Genomic DNA, 17,181 nt, shown 5'->3' on the forward strand with positions numbered 1-17,181 from the left:
CAGGACGTCGGTCGGTGACGGCGTCGGCTCTCCACTGCCGCGGATGCAGTCGCAAGACCTCTTGGCGTGCGGCCCCGGCGGCCCCGGTCCCGTGCGTGCCGGCCCTGGAAGGGCCCGACGGTCGCGCCGACGACCCACGTGCCGGCCGTGTGCGAGCAATTGGCGAACTCACCGCAGCCCTCGATCAGGCCGTCGGCGGTGACGCCGGTGCGGGCCTTTTGCGGGGCACCGCCTCGGCCGCGCAATTCGTCCGGGGACTCCCACCCGGTGATCCACCATGTCCGACTTGTGAGTCGTGCGTTGAGATCTGACGGGATGCGAGAAAGTGGCCCCGCACGAAGCGCGACTGTTCACGCATCAGTGACATTCAGCGGAAACGAGAGGAAGCCGGATGGTCTCAGCAACGGTGGTCAGGGGTACGGCGGTCACGGCGGCCCTGGTGTCGCTCCTGGCGGTCCCCGCACATGCCGCACCCCGACAGCCCGGCGCCACCACGGCGGCCCCCGCGGCGAGCGCGCTGCCCGAACCGGACATCGACGGCCTGTGGGGCGTCCTGCGCACGGCACGGCGGCACGGCGCCCCCGGTGCGATGGCGCGCCTGAACGACCGCAGCACGGTGTACTGGGCGGCCACCGGGGTCGCCGACCGCACGACCGGACGGACCCTCAGCAACACGGACCGGTTCCGCATCGGCAGTGTCACCAAGATCTTCTCTGCCGTCGTCCTGCTGCAACTGGCCGACGAGAAGAAGCTGAAGCTCGACGCGCCGGTCAACCGCTATCTTCCAGGGCTGCTGCCCGACGACCGCATCACGGTACGCCATGTGCTCAGCCACAGAAGCGGCCTGCACGACTACACCAACGAGATGTTCGCGCGCACGGTTCCCGGCTTCGAGGCGGTGCGCAGCAAGGTCTTCACCTACCGGCAGCTGATGGACCGGTCCCTGAGCAAGCCGCGCACCACCAAGCCCGGTGGCGCCTACTCGTACTCCAACACCAACTTCGTCGTGGCCGGCATGCTCATCGAGAAGCTCACGGGTCACTCGGTGCGCACGGAGTACAAGAACCGGATCATCGACCCGCTGGAACTGCGCGACACCTTCTACGTGCACCCAGGAAAGAAGATCCCCGGCCGTCACACGCGCGGCTATCTCACCCCGGACACGGCGGGCGCGGCCCTCGTCGACGCCACCGAGCAGACGGTGTCCTGGGCGCAGAGCGCCGGCGCGGTGATCTCGACCACGCGGGACCTCAACACGTTCCTGTCCGCGCTGCTCGGCGGGCGGCTGACCTCCCGGACGCAGCTCGCGCAGATGCAGCGGTGGGTGCCGGCGGGCGGCACACAGGCTTACGGGCTCGGGCTGCGGCGCCGCGATCTTTCCTGCGGGGTCTCCGTCTACGGCCACACAGGTGCCGTCCAGGGCTACTACACGTACGCGTTCGCGTCGAAGGACGGCGCGCGCAGCCTCGCGGCGCTCGCCAACACCTCCAACAACGGCACGGTCCTCAACACCATGCTGGGCACTTTGGAGTCCGCGTTCTGCGGCAAGAAGGCGAAGTCGGGTCAACGGGCCACGCCGACCGAACGGCACGAGGACGTCGCTCCGGGCGTCCCGGTGAATCCAAACCCGCGCTGAGAGCACAGGCCGGCCGGGAACCCGCGAGATCCGGTGGACGTTTCCCCGACATCCCCACCGGATCTCGCGGGCGGCGGCCCGGCGGGCACGTACTGGACACAGCTCTTCGGCGCCTGACGAGCGGTGAGACGGACACGACGCGATCTGGCCGGAACGGCAGCGTCCGGGACAGGATGCCCGCATGAAGGGTGACCTCTTTTCCAGCGAGCACATGGTCCAGCCCGCCACGGCGCCGGGCATGACGATCGAGAACGCCAAATGCATCAAGTACGCGGTCGACGGTGAGATGCACGCCCGCCAGGGGGCGATGGTCGCCTACCGCGGCAACCTCCAGTTCGAGCGCAAGGGCCAGGGCGTGGGCGGCATGCTCAAGCGGGCCGTCACCGGCGAGGGACTGCCGCTGATGGCGGTGCGCGGGCAGGGCGAGGCATGGTTCGCGCACGAGGCGCAGAACTGCTTCATCATCGACGTCGACCCCGGCGACGAGTTCACGGTCAACGGCCGCAACGTCCTGTGTTTCGACGCCTCGTTGTCGTACCGGATAGCGACGGTCAAGGGCGCGGGCATCTCCGGCGGCGGGCTGTTCAACAGCGTCTTCACCGGGCACGGCAGGCTGGGGCTGGTGTGCGACGGCAATCCGCTGGTGATCCCGGTCTCGCCGGACTTCCCGGTGTACGTCGACACGGACGCCGTGGTCGGCTGGACCGCGGGGCTGCAGACCTCCCTGCACCGTTCGCAGTCCCTCGGCTCGATGCTGCGGGGCGGCTCGGGTGAGGCCGTGCAGCTGATGCTCCAGGGCCAGGGGCATGTCGTGGTACGGCCGAGCGAGGTGACGCCGCAGAAGGCGCAGCAGCACTGACCGGCCCGAACGTGATCTGCGCCTCACGGGCAACCCTCTCCACCGTGCCGGCGTCTTGATCGGCAACAGGTGACGCCCTGGTCCCCCGCGAGGGGCCAGGGCGGATTTTCGACGCGCTATACACGCTGCGTATACACCGTGCGTATACATCTCGCGTACTGAGGCAGCGTACGCACGGTGCGTATCAACCGAGAGGGATCGATGTACGGCAAGGCATTCGCACCCGAGTACCAGGGCGCCCTGACCACACTGTCCGTCAACTCGTCGCTCACCGACGTACTGGCCGCCGGGACCGAGCAGTTGCGCGCCGCCGAGCGGGCCGGGCAGCACGGTGAGGCGGCGCGTTCGGGTCTCGCCGTGGCCGAGGCGCACCGCCGGCTGGGACAGATCGGGGACGCGGACCGGGCATGGAAGGCGAGCTACCGCTCGGCGCGGCGGGCCGGCGACACCGCGGCGATGGCCTGGGCGCTGTGGAGCGGCGGCACCCTGGCCCGCCAGCGCGGGGCCTTCCCCCTGGCCCGGCGGCTGCTGCAGCTCGCGGCGGACCTCGGCGAGCGCGGCGGCGACATCGTCGTACGCGGCTACTCACTGGCCGGCCTGGCGGAGACGGGCCGGATCCAGGGCGACTACGAGGCCGTGCACCGGCTGCACGAGCAGTTGCTGGCCGAGGCACGGCGGCGCGGGGAGGCGCGGCACACGGTGTGGGCGCTGGAAGGCATCGCCCAGATCCACCGCAACACCGGCTCGTACGACACGGCGTACGCCCTGTTCGAGGAGGCGGCCGAGATCGCCGCGCGTGCGGAGGACCGGCGCGGCCACGCCTGGGCGCTGCGCGGGCTCGCCGACATCGTCTCCGTCCGCGACGGCGACACGCAAAGGGCGCTGGAGCTGCTGTCCGAGGCGGAGACCACGTGCCGGGCTATGAAGCTGTCCAGTGCGCTGGCCTACAACCACAAGATGCGCGGCAACGTCTTCTACCGCGCCGGCCGTTACGCCGAGGCGCGCGAGCTGTACGAACTGGCCCTCGCGGAGTTCCGCGAGATGAGCGAGCCGCGCGGTGCGGCGCTGTCCCGACTGGGGCTGGTCAAGTCCCGGGCCCGGCTGGGGCGCGACCGTGCCGAGACGGCCGCCGAACTCGCCGAGCTGGCCGGGGTGCTGGAACGGATCGGGCTGCGGCACGCGCGGGAGATGGTGGCGCGGGCGCAGGAGGAGTTCGCAGTGGTGGAGGAAGCCGTCGAGCATGCCGTGGTGGGCGCCGAGGCGGTGGGCACGCGATGACGGCCTCCTCTTCGACGGTGCGGGCGTCCCGCACCGCACACGAGATCTCCGCGCCCGTACCCGGGCCGCCTGACGGCCGCCACGTCCTCGACCGCTGCCGTGCCCTGGTGCGGCCCGCGCTGCGGGAGGCGGTGGGGCGGACCCACCCGTGGGTCGGCGAGATGGCGGCGTACTCCTTCGGCTGGTGCGAGGTGGGCGGTGCGCCCGCCGACGCCTGCGGCGGGAAGGGCGTACGGCAGGCGCTGGCCGTGCTCGGGGCCGAGGCGGCCGGCGCGAAGGGGTCCGTGGCGGTGCCGGGCGCGGTCGCGGTGGAGCTGGTGCACGCCTTCTCGCTGCTGCACGACGACATCATGGACGGCGACCCGACCCGGCGCCGCCGCCCCACCGTGTGGAAGGCGTACGGCACGGGACCGGCCGTCCTCGCGGGGGACGCGCTGTTCGCGCTGGCCGTAGAGACGCTCGCCGAGGCCCCGGCGGGTCCGCGGGCGGTGCGGCTGCTGTCGCAGGCCCTGCAGGACCTGGTGCGCGGGCAGGCGGACGACCTGCTGTTCGCCGCCCGCCCGTGGCGGGGCGCGGAGCGGGTGCGGCCGCGGGAGTACCGCAGGATGGCCGAGCACAAGACGGGCGCCCTGCTGGGCTGTGCGGCGGCACTGGGCGCCCTGCTCGGTGGTGCGCCACCCACGACGGTCTCGGCCCTCGACCGCGCGGGACGGCACCTGGGCATCGCCTTCCAGGTGGTCGACGACCTGCTGGGCATCTGGGGCGACCCCGCCGTCACCGGCAAGCCCGTCCACGGCGATCTGCGGGAACGGAAGAAGACGTACCCGGTGCTGGCCGCGCTCGACTCCCCCGCTGCCGGGCGCCTGTGCGCACTGCTGGAGTCGGCCGCCGACCCCGATGCCGCGGCCGGCCTGATCGAGGAGCTGGGCGGCCGCTCGGCGGGGCTGGCCGAGGCGCGCCGCCAGGTGCGGGCCGCGGACACGGCTCTGTCGGAGGTACCGCTGCAGGCGGGTGCCGTCGCTGAGCTGCGGTCGCTGCTGGACTTCCTGGTTCGGCGCGATCTGTGAGGCCCGGTTCGGGGCCGGGCGGCGATGAACGGCGGGGCTGTCGGCTTGCGGCGGAACCCGGTTGACCGGCGCCCGCTTCCCGGGTCAGGGTGCGAAGCGGCGCGGATCACCGCCCCGCGCCGGAGAGGTGACTGCCTTGATCGGGATCTCGGACGTCGAAGCCGCGGCCGGACTCATCGCCGGCCATGTCGTGCACACCCCGACCGTCTCCAGCCCGGGGCTGTCGGCCCTGCTCGGCGTTCCGGTCACGGTGAAGCTCGAACTCCTCCAGCGCACCGGCTCGTTCAAGGCCCGTGGGGCGACCGCGAGGCTGCTGTCGCTGACCGACGCCCAGCGCGCCGCCGGAGTCGTGGCGGTCAGCGGTGGCAACCACGGGATCGCGCTGGCGATGACCGCCGCCGCCCTGGATGTGAAGGCCACCGTGGTGATGCCGCGTTCGGCACCGGCCCGCGCGGTGGAGATCGCCCGGGACGCGGGGGCGTCGGTGCGGCTGACGGACGACATGGAGGGGGCGTTCTCGCTCGTCACCAGGCTGCGGGACGAGGGCCTGGCGCTCGTCCACCCCTTCGACGACCCGGTGGTGATCGCAGGCCAGGGCACGGTCGGGCTGGAACTGGCGGACGACGCCGGTGATCTCACGGACGTGCTCGTCAGCGTCGGAGGCGGTGGACTGATCGCGGGTGTCGCGGTGGCGCTGCGGGCCCGCCGTCCTGACGTGCGGATCTGGGGAGTGGAGACCGAGGGCGCCGAGGCCATGTCCCGGGCGCTGGCCGCGGGCGGGCCGGTGCCGGTGCCCCTGTCGTCGATCGTGTCGACCCTGAGCGCACCGGCCGTGTCGCAACTGACCTACGACCATGTCTCCGCCTTGGTCGACGAGGTGCTCGTGGTCCCGGACCGGGAGGCGGTGCGGGGTGTGCTCGACCTCGCCGAGCACGCCAAGGTGTGGACCGAGCCCGCCGCCGGCTGTCTGCTGCCCGCGGCCCGGCGGGTACGGGAGCGGGTCGGGAACGGTGCCCGGCTCGGGTTCGTCGTCTGCGGGGGCAACGCGACGCCGGGCGATGTGCTGCGCCGGGCGAAGGATTTCGGTCTGCACTGAAGTGTTCCGACTCAATTCCCTAAATCTTCGGTCAGCTTACTTACTCGTCAGAAACAAGGGAAAAGAAACGGCCTTTCGTTGCGGATTCCGTTGAACGCTTCACGTCGCGTCTCTCGTACTTCCTGTGGGAAATGAGAGCCAGGGGTTCAGCGAGGGATGGCCATGGTCAAGGCGCGCGTCTCCACAGCCGGGTCGATCGCCGGAAGGTACCGACTCGTCGATGTCGTCCATCGTGAGACGAATCGCGACAGCTATTGCGGCGAGGACATGGAGACCGGACGTCCGTGCCTTCTCTCCCAGATCGGTCTGCCCGACGACATGGGCCCGGACGACAGGCGCCGGGCGACCTCGCGGATCCTTCGGACGTCCGAGCGGATGGGGTTGCTGCGTCCGGGCCGGGTCGCCACCGTCCTGGACGTCGTCGAGGAGTCCGGGAGCCTGTGGATCGTCACCGAGTGGCTCGACGGCACGCCCTTGGGGGAACTCCTCACACGGCAGGGCCCGTTGAACCATGTGCGGGCCGCGCGCATCGGCCTCGAACTGCTCGACGTGCTGGAGGCGGCGCACGTCGCGGGCATCACGCACGGCGAGCTGAGTCCGGGCCAGGTGTTCGTCGGCGACGAGGGCTCCGTCGTGGTCACCGGCTTCGGGCTGGCCGGCGCGACCCTCGCCCCGCGGGTCGCGGCCCCGTCGTACGCCTCCCCTGAGCAGGCCCGCGACGAGCGCATCGGACCGGCGTCCGATCTGTGGGCGCTCGGCGCGATCCTCTACACGATGGTCGAAGGCCGCCCGCCGTACCGCGAACGGGACCGGCCCGAGGCCACGCTGAAGGGCGTGGACCGGCTGCCGTTGCGCGCCCCGGTGCGTGCCGGGCCGCTCACCCAGGTCGTCCAGGGGCTGCTGCGCAAGGACTCCAGGGAGCGGCTGAGCAGACCGGTGGTGCGCGACGCTTTCGTCCGCGTCCTCGACGAGGACCCCGGGGCGTCCCTGCAGGCCGCACCGCGCCCCCGGGTGCGCGGCCGGTACGCGGTGGGGCCGGGCTGGAGCAGACGGGCCGTGGTCGTCGGCACCGCGCTGGCCGTCGTGACCGTCGCGGCCGCGGTCCTCATGGTCACCGACCAGCGTCCGGACGACACCGATCCCTCCGCGGCGGCTCCTGCACCCGCGCCCTCGACCTCCGCCGGGGCACCGACACCCGCTCCGTCGACCTCCGCCGGGGCACCGACCGACACGTCCCCGGCTCCCACCCCCAGTTCGTCCCCCACCCGGGAGGCGGCGGAGCCGGGGACGCCCACCGCCACTCCCTCGCGCACGGCCCTGCCCGCCGGTTTCCGGACGTACACCTCACCGGAGGGCTTCTCCGTCGCCCTGCCCGAAGGCTGGGAGCCGCAGCTCACCAAACGGGCCGCGGACCTGGCGTACCGAGTGATCTTCGGCGCCGACGACGATCCGCGCAGCCTGGCCGTCACCTACAGCGAGCGCGTGGGCCCGGACCCCGTCGCCGTGTGGCGGGACGACGTCCAGCCCGGTCTGCGGGAGCGGGCCGGGTTCCGGCGGATCGGCGACATCGAGGCGACCACGTACCAGGGCTTCAAGGCCGCCGACATGCAATGGCTGGCCGAGAGCGGCGGCACCCGCATCCGTACCCTCGGCCGCGGCTTCGTCGTCGCCGAGCACCGCGGCTACTCGCTGCGCTGGACGACACCCGAGGCCGACTGGAACGACCCCGGCAATCGCGAGGCCCTGGACGTCATCCTGCGCACCTTCCGGGTGCCCGAGGGGTGATCAGGACACCCCGCGGGGTGCGCACATCCGCAGGGGCAGGCCGCGCAGTCGCATCGAGGGCGTCCGGGAAGGTTGGGACGCCGCGGGCGTCGGCCCCGTGGGCCGCCGGGGTGCTGGAGGGCAGGGGCGGGAGGGCATGCGGGCATCCCGCCGCCGCCGTCACCCGTGGTTCCACCCGATCCCCCACCCTTCAGGCCCCCACTCGCCGGCCCCGGAGCCCCTGCCGCCCCCGGACGGCCCCTGCCGCCCCGTCCGTCCCGTTTTCGGTCAGCCGTGTCCGGGGACCCGGTGCGCATGGTGCAGATCGGATACACGATGATGACCGAGCAGGCCGGCCCTCGTGAGCTGGTGGACCATGTGGTCCGCGCCGAGGAGGCGGGCTTCGACTTCTCCGTGACCTCGGACCACTACTTTCCGTGGCTGCGCTCGCAGGGTCACTCCCCGTACGCCTGGAGTGTGCTGGGCGCGGCCGCCCAGGCCACCTCGCGGATCCCGCTGATGACCTACGTAACATGCCCGACCGTGCGCTACCACCCGGCGGTGGTGGCGCAGAAGGCGGCCACCATGCAGCTGCTGTCCGAAGGCCGGTTCCGGCTGGGGCTGGGCTCGGGCGAGAACCTCAACGAGCATGTCGTGGGCGGCGGCTGGCCGTCCGTGGACGTGCGGCACGAGATGCTCGAAGAGGCGGTGGAGATCATCCGGGCGCTCTTCGAGGGCGGCCATGTGAACCACCGGGGTACGCACTTCGACGTGGAATCGGCGCGGCTGTGGGACCTGCCGGACCAGCCACCGCCCATCGGCATCGCGGTCTCCGGGGAGCGGTCCTGCGCGCTCGCGGGCAGGCTGGGTGACCTCGTGATCGCCACGGAGCCCAAGGCCGGCCTGCTGGAGGCGTTCGACCGGCACGGCGGCCGGGGCAAGCCGCGCGTGGGACAGCTGCCCGTCTGCTACGACCCCGACCGGGACACCGCGATCAAGCGGGCGCACTCGCAGTTCCGCTGGTTCGGCAGCGGCTGGAAGGTGAACTCGGAACTGCCCCACCCCGACTCCTTCGAGGCGGCGACGCAGTTCGTCACCCAGGACGACGTCGCCGACGCGATCCCGTGCGGCGACGACCCGGACGCCTTCGTGGAGGCGGTCCGCCCGTACGCCGAGGCGGGCTTCACCGAGATCGCGCTGGTGCAGATCGGGGGCGAGAGCCAGCCGGCCTACCTCGACTGGGCGGAGAAGACCCTGCTGCCCGCGCTGCGGGACGCTCTCGGCCGACCGTAGGCGCAGCGCGCGGGCGGTTTCCGAGTGGGACGAGCCTCCCTCAGGGGTGCCATAAGCTGCCGGATGCACTTGTCGTTGCCCTCCGGGCAACCCGTCCCCGTACAGGAGAGTCATCCGTGACCCTGGCGTTCGTCCCGCCCGAGACGTCCCCCGCACCCCAGGCCCCGCCGTCCGATGCCGTCGCGCGCGACGCCCGCGAGTTCGGGGCCTACGCGCGGACCGGAGGGTGGGCCTTCGGCCTGATGGTGGCGCGCAGTGTGCGGCCCGGCGGCCAGAGCGCGGGCGAGACGCCGAAGGTGTCCGCGAAGGAGTTCGCGGAACTCGCCGGGTGCTCCCCCGAACGCGTCATGCGCTACTACAAGGCCTGGGACCGGGCGGCCGACGACGGTCTCGTGCCGCACTTCGAGGCCCTCGCGCCGGGCCAGGAGGTGGAGCTTCCGGACGCCGACGTGTGGCTCGGCTACTACGTGTCCCGCAACAGCGCGACGTCCGAGCGCGGCGCCGCCATCGCCGAGGCCGCCGAGGCCGAGGGGATCCGCCCGACCAAGGCCCTGGAGGTCGCCGAGAACCCCACGGCGCTGCGGGCCGCGATCCTCGCCGACCCCTCGACGGCCCGCGCGGCCCGCCAGGCGCTCCTGGACCGGGTCCGTGAGGATCCGGACCTGCAGACCGAGTTGGCGCGGGACGTGGTCCGCACCGAGGAGCTGAAGAAGGCCGTCGCCGGGGAGAACCGGTCGGCCGACCGGATCGACTACGTCCGCCAGATCGCCGAGTCCGGACTGATCAAGACGCCGGCCGGGCAGACCGTCGACGCGCCGGGCGACCTGCGCCAGGAGGCCGAGCGGCACCTGTCCCTCATCGACGAGCTGGCGGACGACGAGGACGCCGGCGAGTGGGCCACCGAGGCCTACGGCACCATGAAGTCCCTGGTCGCCGAGGCGGTGGAGGCCGATCCCGAGCTGCGGGTGCAGGAGCGGCGGACGAAGTTCTACCACAGCCTGCAGCGGGCGACGAAGGTCTTCGAGGAGCTCACCTTCGACGACGTGCAGGAGTTCGTCGAGGACGACATGGTGTCGCAGCTGGAGGAGCTCCAGCAGGCCATCTCCACGTGCATCGCCGCGCTGCGCGGGGCTCAGCAGGGCTCGGCGCGGCCGAAGTAGCCGCGACCGTGCCGACGGCCGTGGGCACGCCGCCGCTCATTCCGTGTAGCGGCGGCGCGCCCACAGGGGCAGCACGAACCAGCAGACGACGTACCAGACGACCACGCCCGTGACCAGCCAGGGCACATAGCCGTCGTGCGTGGCGACCCGCAGGATCAGCAGCAGCGAGGACGCCATCGTGACGAGCAGCAGGATCAGGCCGATGAGGGTGAACCGGGAGGCCCACTCCACCGCCTTGGGCTTGATGAGCCGCCCGGAGACCAGCCGGTGCAGGGAGACGGGGCCTATCAGGGCACCGGTGGCGGCGGCGCCCAGCACGACCGTCACGATGTAGATCGTCTGGTCCGTGGCATCCAGGTCGTCGTACTTCGGGGTGAAGACGACGGTGAGCAGGAAGCCGAAGAGAATCTGCACCCCCATCTGGGCCACGCGGACCTCCTGGAGGAGCTCCACCCACATGCGGTCGGCTCTCTCCTCCTCGGTCTCGTTGCGCCCCCTGCGCCTGCTGGCTCCGTCCTGCTGTGCCGTCACCGTGTCCTCCTGCCTTCGAGCGACCTGAGCCCTCGGTCCGGCGAGTACCCGCTGAGCGGCGATTGTGTCCCGTCGGCCGGGCGTGTGCCCGCCGGTGACTACCAGCGGCCCTCCACCTGGTCCTTGATCCGCCGGTCGTACAGGGCCCGGATCGCGTCGAGTGTCTCGTCCGACAGCTCCGGCAGCGCGGCGGCGGCCGCGTTGGCGCGGGCCTGTTCGGCCGAGCGGGCGCCGGGGATCACGGTGGTCACACCCGGCTGCTGGATGATCCAGCGCAGGGCCAGCTGGGCCGGGGTGAACCCCTCGGGCGCGAGGTCGGCGAACTCGGCGGCGGCCTCCACGCCCGACTCGTAGTCGACGCCGGAGAAGGTCTCGCCCTGGTCGAACGACTCGCCGTGCCGGTTGTAGGTCCGGTGGTCGTCGGCGGCGAAGACGGTGTCCTTGGTGTACTTGCCCGACAGCAGACCGGAGGCGAGCGGCACGCGGGCGATGATGCCGACACCGGCGTCCTTGGCGGCGGGCAGCACCTCGCGCAGGGGCTTCATGCGGAACGGGTTGAGGATGATCTGCACGCTCGTGACACCCGGTCGGGCGATCGCGGTCAGCGCCTCCTCGCAGGTCTCCACGCTGACGCCGTAGCGGGCGATGCGCTCCTCCGCGACCAGGGTGTCCAGGGCGTCGAACACCTCGTCCGTCGAGTAGACGGGCGTCGGCGGGCAGTGCAGCTGGACCAGGTCGAGGCGGTCCACGCCGAGGTTGCGGCGGGAACGGTCGTTCCAGGCGCGGAAGTTGTCGAGGACGTAGTTCTCCGGGATCTGGTCGACGCGGCGGCCCATCTTGGTCGCGACGAAGACGTCCAGCTCGGGCCTGGCACGCAGGAACGTGGCGATGGTCTGCTCGCTGCGGCCGTCGCCGTAGACGTCGGCGGTGTCGAAGAAGGTCACCCCCGACTCGACCGCCGCCTCCAGCACCGCCAGGGCATCCTTCTCGTCGACGTCTCCCCAGTCGGCGCCCAGCTGCCACGTCCCCAGTCCGACGACGGATGCCCGCTGACCCGACCTGCCGATTACACGCTCGTCCATGACGTCAGTGTGTCATTCGTCATCCCCGCATGCGGAGCTGCCCCCTCCGCCCGGTCACATGTGAAGCCCTCACTCACACTGGTGAATGGTTTCGACAGACGGGCCGTGTGTGTCGAGTCGGTCCCTAGCTTGGCCGTGTGACCGACATCTTCAGCCGCAGGCGCTTCCTGCTCCACACCGCCGCCCTGACCGCCGTACCGGTCCTCCTGCCGGCCGACCCGGCCGTCGCCGCACAGGAGTTACCGGACTTCCCCGCCGATGTGGCCCTGTACCGCTCGGCGTACCGGAACTGGGTGGGTGAGATCACCGCCGACGGGCTGTGGGCGTGCGCACCGGCCGGTCCGGACCACGTGGTCGCCGTCGTCAACTGGGCCTGGCGGCACGGCTGGAGGGTCCGTGCCCGCGGCGCCTCGCACGGCTGGTCACCGCTGACCGTCACGCACGGAACGTCGTCCGACGCACCGGTCCTCCTCGTCGACACCGCCGCCCACCTGACCGGCCTGGCCCTGGAGTCGCCCACCTCGGTCCGGGCCGGCGCCGGCGTCACCCTGGAGGCCCTGCTCGGCTACCTGGAGGAGCACGGGCTCGGCGTCACCGCGGCACCCGCGCCCGGCAACCTCACCCTCGGCGGCGCCCTCGCCGTCGACGCCCACGGCACCGCGGTGCCGGCGCGCGGCGAGCAGCGGCTGCCCGGGCACACGTACGGCTCCCTGAGCAATCTCGTACTGTCGCTGACCGCCGTGGTCTGGGACGAGGCGAGCGGGGCGTACGTGCTGCGGACGTACGACCGGGACACGGCGGACTGCGCCGCCCTGCTCACCCATCTCGGCCGGTCGCTGGTCACCGAGGTCGTGCTGCGCGCGGGAGCCGACACCAACCTGCGGTGCGTCAGCCGTACGGACATCCCGGCCGGCGAACTCTTCGCCGCGCCCGGCACCGACGGCCGCACGCTCGCGAGCTTCCTGGACCGGGCGGGCCGGGTCGAGGCGATCTGGTTCGCCTTCACCGAGTTCCCGTGGCTGAAGGTCTGGAGCGTCTCCCCCACCCGGCCGCTGACCTCGCGCCACGTGCGGACGCCGTACAACTACCCGTTCTCCGACAACGTCCCCACCCCGGTGGCGGATCTGGTCGGGCGCATGGTGTCGGACGGCGCCTGGTACCTGGCGCCGGTGCTGGGCAACGCGCAGTACGACGTGGCGGCGCTCGGGCTCGTGGCGACGCGGTCGGCGGACATCTGGGGGCCGTCCAAGAACACGCTGCTGTATCTGCGTCCGACGACTCTGCGCATCGCGACGAACGGGTACGCGGTGCTGACCGGCCGGGACCAGGTGCAGCGCGTGCTGGCCGAGTTCACCGCCTTCTACCGGGAGCGGCTGGCGGCGTACGCGGCTCGGGGCCGGTTCCCGGTCAACGGCTCGGTGGAGATCCGGGTGACCGGTCTGGACGATCCGGCGGACGTCGGCGCGGCCGGTGCGCGGCACCCGCTGCTGTCGGCGCTCGGCCCTCGCGCGGACCGTCCCGACTGGGACACGGCCGTGTGGCTGAACGTCCTGACGCTGCCCGGGACCCCGCATGCGCATCAGTTCCTGCGCGAGCTGGAGCAGTTCGGCTTGCGCACCTTCGACGGCGGGTACGCCATGTCCCGGGTGGAGTGGTCGAAGGGCTGGGCCTACACCGACGAGGCCGCCTGGAGCGACGACGACGTGCTGGACTCGGCCGTGCCCGGTTCCTTCGGGGAGAGCGCGTGGGTGCAGGCGTCCGGGGTGCTGGACCGGCTCGACCCGCACGGGGTGTTCGGCAACACCTTCCTCGACCGGTTGTTCCGGTGAGTGCGGTCATCCGCGGCCGGCGAGGGTCCTCGTGTGGACGGCACGCGCGACCTTCGGCCCGAGCCGGCGCTTGAGGCGGCGCAGCGCCTGCGACCGCCCGGCCGCCCTGTCGATCCGGTAGTAGAGCCGGGGCGGCACATGGTGCAGCAGGGGTGAGTGGCGCTGGCCGAGCAGGGCGAACATCTGCTCGGGGGGCAGGCCGATGTAGCGGGGGAGGTTCTCGTACCACTGGGCGCTGAGGCGGGCCGCGCTCTGGACGGACAGCAGGGCGTGCTTGCGCCGCTGTTCGTACGCGGTGAGTGCCCGCGGGAGCGCGGGGTGCTCGTGCAGTGCGGCGGTCAGGGCGATGGCGTCCTGGAGGGCGAGGGTCGTGCCGGCGCCGACGGAGTAGTGGGTGGTGTGGGCGGCGTCGCCGAGCAGGACGAGGTTGCCGCGGTGCCAGGTGCGATTGGTGAGGGTGCGGAAGTTCAGCCAGCGGTCCCTGCCGTCGGCGCCCGCGGGGCCGGTGAGGGGGTGGCCGTCCAGGACATGGGCGAAGAGCTCGGCCAGCTGGGCCCGGCCGTCGGTCGCGGGCGCGGTGTCGAGGCCGAGGCCGGTCCAGGTTTCCGGGGCGCATTCGACGACGACGGTCCCGGCGTCGGGGCCGCAGCCGTAGCCGTAGCACCAGATCCAGCCGTGGCCGGTCTCGACGAAGGCGAAGGTGAAGGCGTCGAAGACCTTGCTCGTGCCGAGCCAGACGTAGCGGTTGCGGCCCTGCGTGAACCGGGTGCCGAAGTGGTCGGCGTGGCGGGTGCGCAGGGCGCTGTGCAGACCGTCGGCCGCCACGACGAGGTCGGCGTCGGGCAGGTTCTCCGGTGTGATCGCCTGCTCGTGGACGAGCCGTACACCGAGCGAGCGGGCGCGGGTGGCGAGGATCTCCAGCAGCCGGTGGCGGCCGATACCGTGCCCCTCGTCGCCGGGCCGACGGATCGTCAGGTGCCGTACGTGGGCGACGCCCTCGCGCCAGCGGACCGAGCCGGCGGCGATGGCGCGGGCCGATTCGGGGTCGTGGGCGCCCAGTTCGTCGAGCAGTCCGCGCCAGTAGGTGACGCCCCAGCCGTAGGTGGAGCCCGCCGGGTCGCGCTCGTGGACGGTGACCTCGTGGGACGGGTCCCGCAGTTTCAGCAGGATCGAGAGGTACAGGCCGGCGGGTCCGCCGCCGACGCAGGCGACCTTCACGCATACCCCCATCAATTACATGAAACGGTCATATCGCTTCCGCAGCCTAGCAGGACGGGCACACCCACCTCGTGACGCTCCGGATCGCGTCAGCTTCTGCGAGTGAGGCACACCACCGGCGCGGCACCGGCGCGCGAAGTACCACCCGGAATGCCGCCCGCAGGGGGAGGAATTTCCCGTTCCGGGTAGCCCGGAGCCCACCACAAGCAAGATCACCTTGGTTCAATCCTGCATGACATGTGGGCACTTGTCCGGATCGCGGCCAACCACTCCCGGCCGATTTCTCCGGCTCTCGGCCGGCCCGGTAGGCATGCGGAGTCGTGATCCGCAACAACCCCACCCAGGAGATCCGCATGCCGGTACTCAGCCGTCGTCGTGCACTCACCGCCGCAGCCGCCCTCGCCACCGGAGCCGGTGTCCACGCGGTCGCCGCCCCCACCGCGTCGACCGCGGCCACCCCCGCCGAGACAGGGCACGACCACCACTCCCCCGCCTCCTTCGACGAGGTCTACAAGGGCCGCCGCATACAGGGCCGGCCGGCCTCGGGCGGCGGTCACCAGCATCACGGCGCCGGTTACGCCGTGTTCGTCGACGGGGTGGAGCTGCATGTGATGCGCAACGCGGACGGCAGCTGGATCAGCGTCGTCAGCCACTACGAGCCGGTCCCCACCCCGCGCGCCGCCGCACGCGCCGCCGTCGACGAGCTCCAGGGAGCCAAGCTCCTCCCCTTCCCCGCCAACTGACCTGCCCGGCCCACCCGCACCCACAAGCACTCTGGAGCACCACCGACCATGACCGTCCGCAAGAACCAGGCCCTGCTGACCGCCGACGAGAAGCGGCGCTTCGTCGCCGCCGTGCTGGAGCTGAAGCGCAACGGCCGCTACGACGAGTTCGTCACGACCCACAACGCCTTCATCGTCGGCGACACCGACAACGGCGAGCGCACCGGGCACCGTTCACCGTCCTTCCTGCCCTGGCACCGCAGATTCCTGCTGGAGTTCGAGCGCGCGTTGCAGCAGGTGGACGCCTCGGTCGCGCTGCCGTACTGGGACTGGACCGCCGACCGCTCCATACGGTCCTCGCTCTGGGCGCCCGACTTCCTCGGCGGCACCGGACGCAGCCTGGACGGGCGGGTGATGGACGGGCCGTTCGCCTCGGCGTCCGGCAACTGGCCCGTGAACGTGCGCGTCGACGGCCGGACGTTCCTGCGCCGTTCGCTCGGCACCGCCGTGCGGGAGCTGCCGACCCGGGCGGAGGTGGAGTCGGTGCTCGCGATGCCGACGTACGACATGCCGCCCTGGAACAGCGCCTCGGACGGCTTCCGCAACCACCTCGAAGGCTGGCGCGGGGTCAATCTGCACAACCGGGTCCATGTCTGGGTCGGCGGTCAGATGGCGACCGGCATGTCGCCCAACGACCCGGTGTTCTGGATGCACCACGCCTTCATCGACAAGCTGTGGGCGGACTGGCAGCGGCGCCACCCGGGCTCCGGTTACGTGCCGACGGCCGGGACCCCGAACGTGGTCGACCTCAACGACACGATGAAGCCGTGGAACGACATGACCCCCGCCGACCTGCTGGACCACACGGCGCACTACACCTTCGACGCGGCCTGAGACCGCGTCGCCGTACGCCCCGCCCGCCGCTCATGCCTGCGCGGTGCGGCACTCCGGGTGGCCCCAGCCCTGCGCGTTCTTCGCGATGGACTCGCCGGCGGCGTAGCCGCGGCCGCAGAGGCAGCGGCCGGGGAACTTGGCCTTGATGGTGCGCGAGGAGGTGCCGTTCTTGCGTGCGGGCGCGGACTTGCGGCGCGGGGCCTTGGCCGACGGGGTGTCCGGGGAGGGCGGCGGCTGCGGCGAGCCGAGGCCGCTGCCCGCGGGCTCCTGCAGGGTGGCCGCCTGGCTGGCGGCGCGGTCGGCGAAGTCGTTCAGCGGGTCGCCGTCGACCTGGTGGGCGGGTACGTAGCGGAACTCGACGGTGCGTCCGGTGAGCAGTTCGTCGATGCGCACGACCAGGTCCTGGTTGGCGACCGGCTTGCCGGCCGCCGTCTTCCAGCCGTTGCGCTTCCAGCCGGGCAGCCAGGTGGTGACGGCCTTCATGGCGTACTGGGAGTCCATCCGGATCTCCAGCGGGACGCCGGGGTCGGTCGACGCGAGCAGACGCTCCAACGCGGTGAGTTCCGCGACGTTGTTGGTGGCCCGGCCGAGTGGGCCGGCCTCCCAGCGGTCCGGAGTCTCCCTCTCGTCGGCGACGACCCAGGCCCAGCCGGCCGGCCCCGGGTTGCCCTTCGATGCCCCGTCGCACGCGGCCACCACACGTTCACGCATGGGATCGATCATGCCATGACCGGATGACGGCGCCGAACCGC

General features: G+C 72.0%; 15 protein-coding genes. 11 read left to right on the forward strand and 4 right to left on the reverse strand.

Translation table 11 applies throughout. From position 1 onward, the window contains the following. Positions 1 to 391: 391 nt before the first annotated feature. The 8 genes from ACWCPI_RS09760 to ACWCPI_RS09795 all read left to right on the forward strand — a co-directional run bounded on the left by ACWCPI_RS09760 (position 392) and on the right by ACWCPI_RS09795 (position 10,153). Positions 392 to 1,636: a serine hydrolase domain-containing protein gene (locus tag ACWCPI_RS09760; RefSeq protein WP_451037615.1), complete on the forward strand. Its 1,245-nt coding sequence runs from the start codon at positions 392 to 394 to the stop codon at positions 1,634 to 1,636. 181 nt (positions 1,637 to 1,817) lie between these two features. Next, complete coding sequence (locus ACWCPI_RS09765; protein ID WP_451037616.1) at positions 1,818 to 2,495, forward strand: AIM24 family protein; 678 nt, start codon at positions 1,818 to 1,820, stop codon at positions 2,493 to 2,495. A gap of 201 nt (positions 2,496 to 2,696) precedes the next feature. Then, a complete protein-coding gene (locus tag ACWCPI_RS09770; protein ID WP_451037913.1) occupies positions 2,697 to 3,773 on the forward strand; it encodes a tetratricopeptide repeat protein in 1,077 nt (358 codons plus the stop codon). Next, a complete protein-coding gene (locus ACWCPI_RS09775; RefSeq protein ID WP_451037617.1) occupies positions 3,770 to 4,840 on the forward strand; it encodes a polyprenyl synthetase family protein in 1,071 nt (356 codons plus the stop codon). The genes ACWCPI_RS09770 and ACWCPI_RS09775 overlap by 4 nt, the downstream gene beginning before the upstream one ends. Before the next feature lie 136 nt (positions 4,841 to 4,976). Beyond that, the gene (locus tag ACWCPI_RS09780; RefSeq protein WP_451037618.1) at positions 4,977 to 5,936 is read left to right on the forward strand and encodes a threonine/serine dehydratase; all 960 of its coding nucleotides are present in this window, start codon (positions 4,977 to 4,979) and stop codon (positions 5,934 to 5,936) included. A 156-nt stretch (positions 5,937 to 6,092) separates the two neighbouring features. Next, complete coding sequence (locus tag ACWCPI_RS09785) at positions 6,093 to 7,721, forward strand: serine/threonine protein kinase (protein ID WP_451037619.1); 1,629 nt, start codon at positions 6,093 to 6,095, stop codon at positions 7,719 to 7,721. A gap of 294 nt (positions 7,722 to 8,015) precedes the next feature. Continuing rightward, entirely contained in the window at positions 8,016 to 8,993 is a 978-nt protein-coding gene (locus ACWCPI_RS09790) for an LLM class F420-dependent oxidoreductase (protein WP_388796025.1), read from the forward strand. Between the two features lie 116 nt (positions 8,994 to 9,109). Then, the gene (locus ACWCPI_RS09795) at positions 9,110 to 10,153 is read left to right on the forward strand and encodes a hypothetical protein (RefSeq protein ID WP_451037620.1); all 1,044 of its coding nucleotides are present in this window, start codon (positions 9,110 to 9,112) and stop codon (positions 10,151 to 10,153) included. Between the two features lie 36 nt (positions 10,154 to 10,189). Here ACWCPI_RS09795 and ACWCPI_RS09800 read toward each other — a convergent pair whose 3' ends face one another. Then, complete coding sequence (locus tag ACWCPI_RS09800) at positions 10,190 to 10,684, reverse strand: DUF6328 family protein (RefSeq protein ID WP_451037621.1); 495 nt, start codon at positions 10,682 to 10,684, stop codon at positions 10,190 to 10,192. Between the two features lie 98 nt (positions 10,685 to 10,782). Then, positions 10,783 to 11,766: an aldo/keto reductase gene (locus ACWCPI_RS09805; protein WP_451037622.1), complete on the reverse strand. Its 984-nt coding sequence runs from the start codon at positions 11,764 to 11,766 to the stop codon at positions 10,783 to 10,785. Positions 11,767 to 11,903: 137 nt separating this feature from the next. Between ACWCPI_RS09805 and ACWCPI_RS09810 the strand changes: the two genes are divergently transcribed. Next, positions 11,904 to 13,595 (forward strand): cholesterol oxidase substrate-binding domain-containing protein, encoded by a 1,692-nt coding sequence (locus ACWCPI_RS09810; protein ID WP_451037623.1) that lies wholly within the window; start codon positions 11,904 to 11,906, stop codon positions 13,593 to 13,595. Positions 13,596 to 13,601: 6 nt separating this feature from the next. Here the strand turns inward: ACWCPI_RS09810 and ACWCPI_RS09815 are convergent, their stop codons facing one another. Continuing rightward, positions 13,602 to 14,825 carry an FAD-dependent monooxygenase gene (locus tag ACWCPI_RS09815; RefSeq protein ID WP_451037624.1) on the reverse strand — a complete coding sequence of 408 codons (1,224 nt, stop codon included), beginning with the start codon at positions 14,823 to 14,825 and terminating at the stop codon, positions 13,602 to 13,604. 341 nt (positions 14,826 to 15,166) lie between these two features. On the opposite strand from ACWCPI_RS09815, the gene melC1 reads away from it, so the two are divergent. Together melC1 and melC2 are read left to right on the forward strand one after the other, a co-directional pair. Further along, on the forward strand, positions 15,167 to 15,556 hold the full coding sequence (gene melC1 / locus ACWCPI_RS09820) for an apotyrosinase chaperone MelC1 (protein WP_451037914.1): 390 nt from the start codon (positions 15,167 to 15,169) through the stop codon (positions 15,554 to 15,556). Positions 15,557 to 15,604: 48 nt separating this feature from the next. Further along, positions 15,605 to 16,429, forward strand: coding sequence for a tyrosinase MelC2 (melC2, locus tag ACWCPI_RS09825; protein WP_451037625.1), 825 nt, complete (start codon positions 15,605 to 15,607; stop codon positions 16,427 to 16,429). 30 nt (positions 16,430 to 16,459) lie between these two features. Here the strand turns inward: melC2 and ACWCPI_RS09830 are convergent, their stop codons facing one another. Beyond that, positions 16,460 to 17,152, reverse strand: a complete 693-nt coding sequence (locus ACWCPI_RS09830; RefSeq protein ID WP_451037626.1) for a ribonuclease H family protein — start codon at positions 17,150 to 17,152, stop codon at positions 16,460 to 16,462. Positions 17,153 to 17,181 lie beyond the last annotated feature (29 nt).

The organism is Streptomyces sp. NPDC001920 (assembly GCF_053594495.1).

Coding starts and splice junctions, on each gene's coding strand:
- melC2 (WP_451037625.1), top strand. CDS start 15,605: ATGACCGTCCGCAAGAACCAGGCCCTGCTGACCGCCGACGAGAAGCGG.
- ACWCPI_RS09770 (WP_451037913.1), top strand. CDS start 2,697: ATGTACGGCAAGGCATTCGCACCCGAGTACCAGGGCGCCCTGACCACA.
- ACWCPI_RS09775 (WP_451037617.1), top strand. CDS start 3,770: ATGACGGCCTCCTCTTCGACGGTGCGGGCGTCCCGCACCGCACACGAG.
- ACWCPI_RS09815 (WP_451037624.1), bottom strand. CDS start 14,825: ATGGGGGTATGCGTGAAGGTCGCCTGCGTCGGCGGCGGACCCGCCGGC.
- ACWCPI_RS09805 (WP_451037622.1), bottom strand. CDS start 11,766: ATGGACGAGCGTGTAATCGGCAGGTCGGGTCAGCGGGCATCCGTCGTC.
- melC1 (WP_451037914.1), top strand. CDS start 15,167: ATGCCGGTACTCAGCCGTCGTCGTGCACTCACCGCCGCAGCCGCCCTC.
- ACWCPI_RS09785 (WP_451037619.1), top strand. CDS start 6,093: ATGGCCATGGTCAAGGCGCGCGTCTCCACAGCCGGGTCGATCGCCGGA.
- ACWCPI_RS09765 (WP_451037616.1), top strand. CDS start 1,818: ATGAAGGGTGACCTCTTTTCCAGCGAGCACATGGTCCAGCCCGCCACG.
- ACWCPI_RS09830 (WP_451037626.1), bottom strand. CDS start 17,152: ATGATCGATCCCATGCGTGAACGTGTGGTGGCCGCGTGCGACGGGGCA.
- ACWCPI_RS09790 (WP_388796025.1), top strand. CDS start 8,016: ATGGTGCAGATCGGATACACGATGATGACCGAGCAGGCCGGCCCTCGT.
- ACWCPI_RS09760 (WP_451037615.1), top strand. CDS start 392: ATGGTCTCAGCAACGGTGGTCAGGGGTACGGCGGTCACGGCGGCCCTG.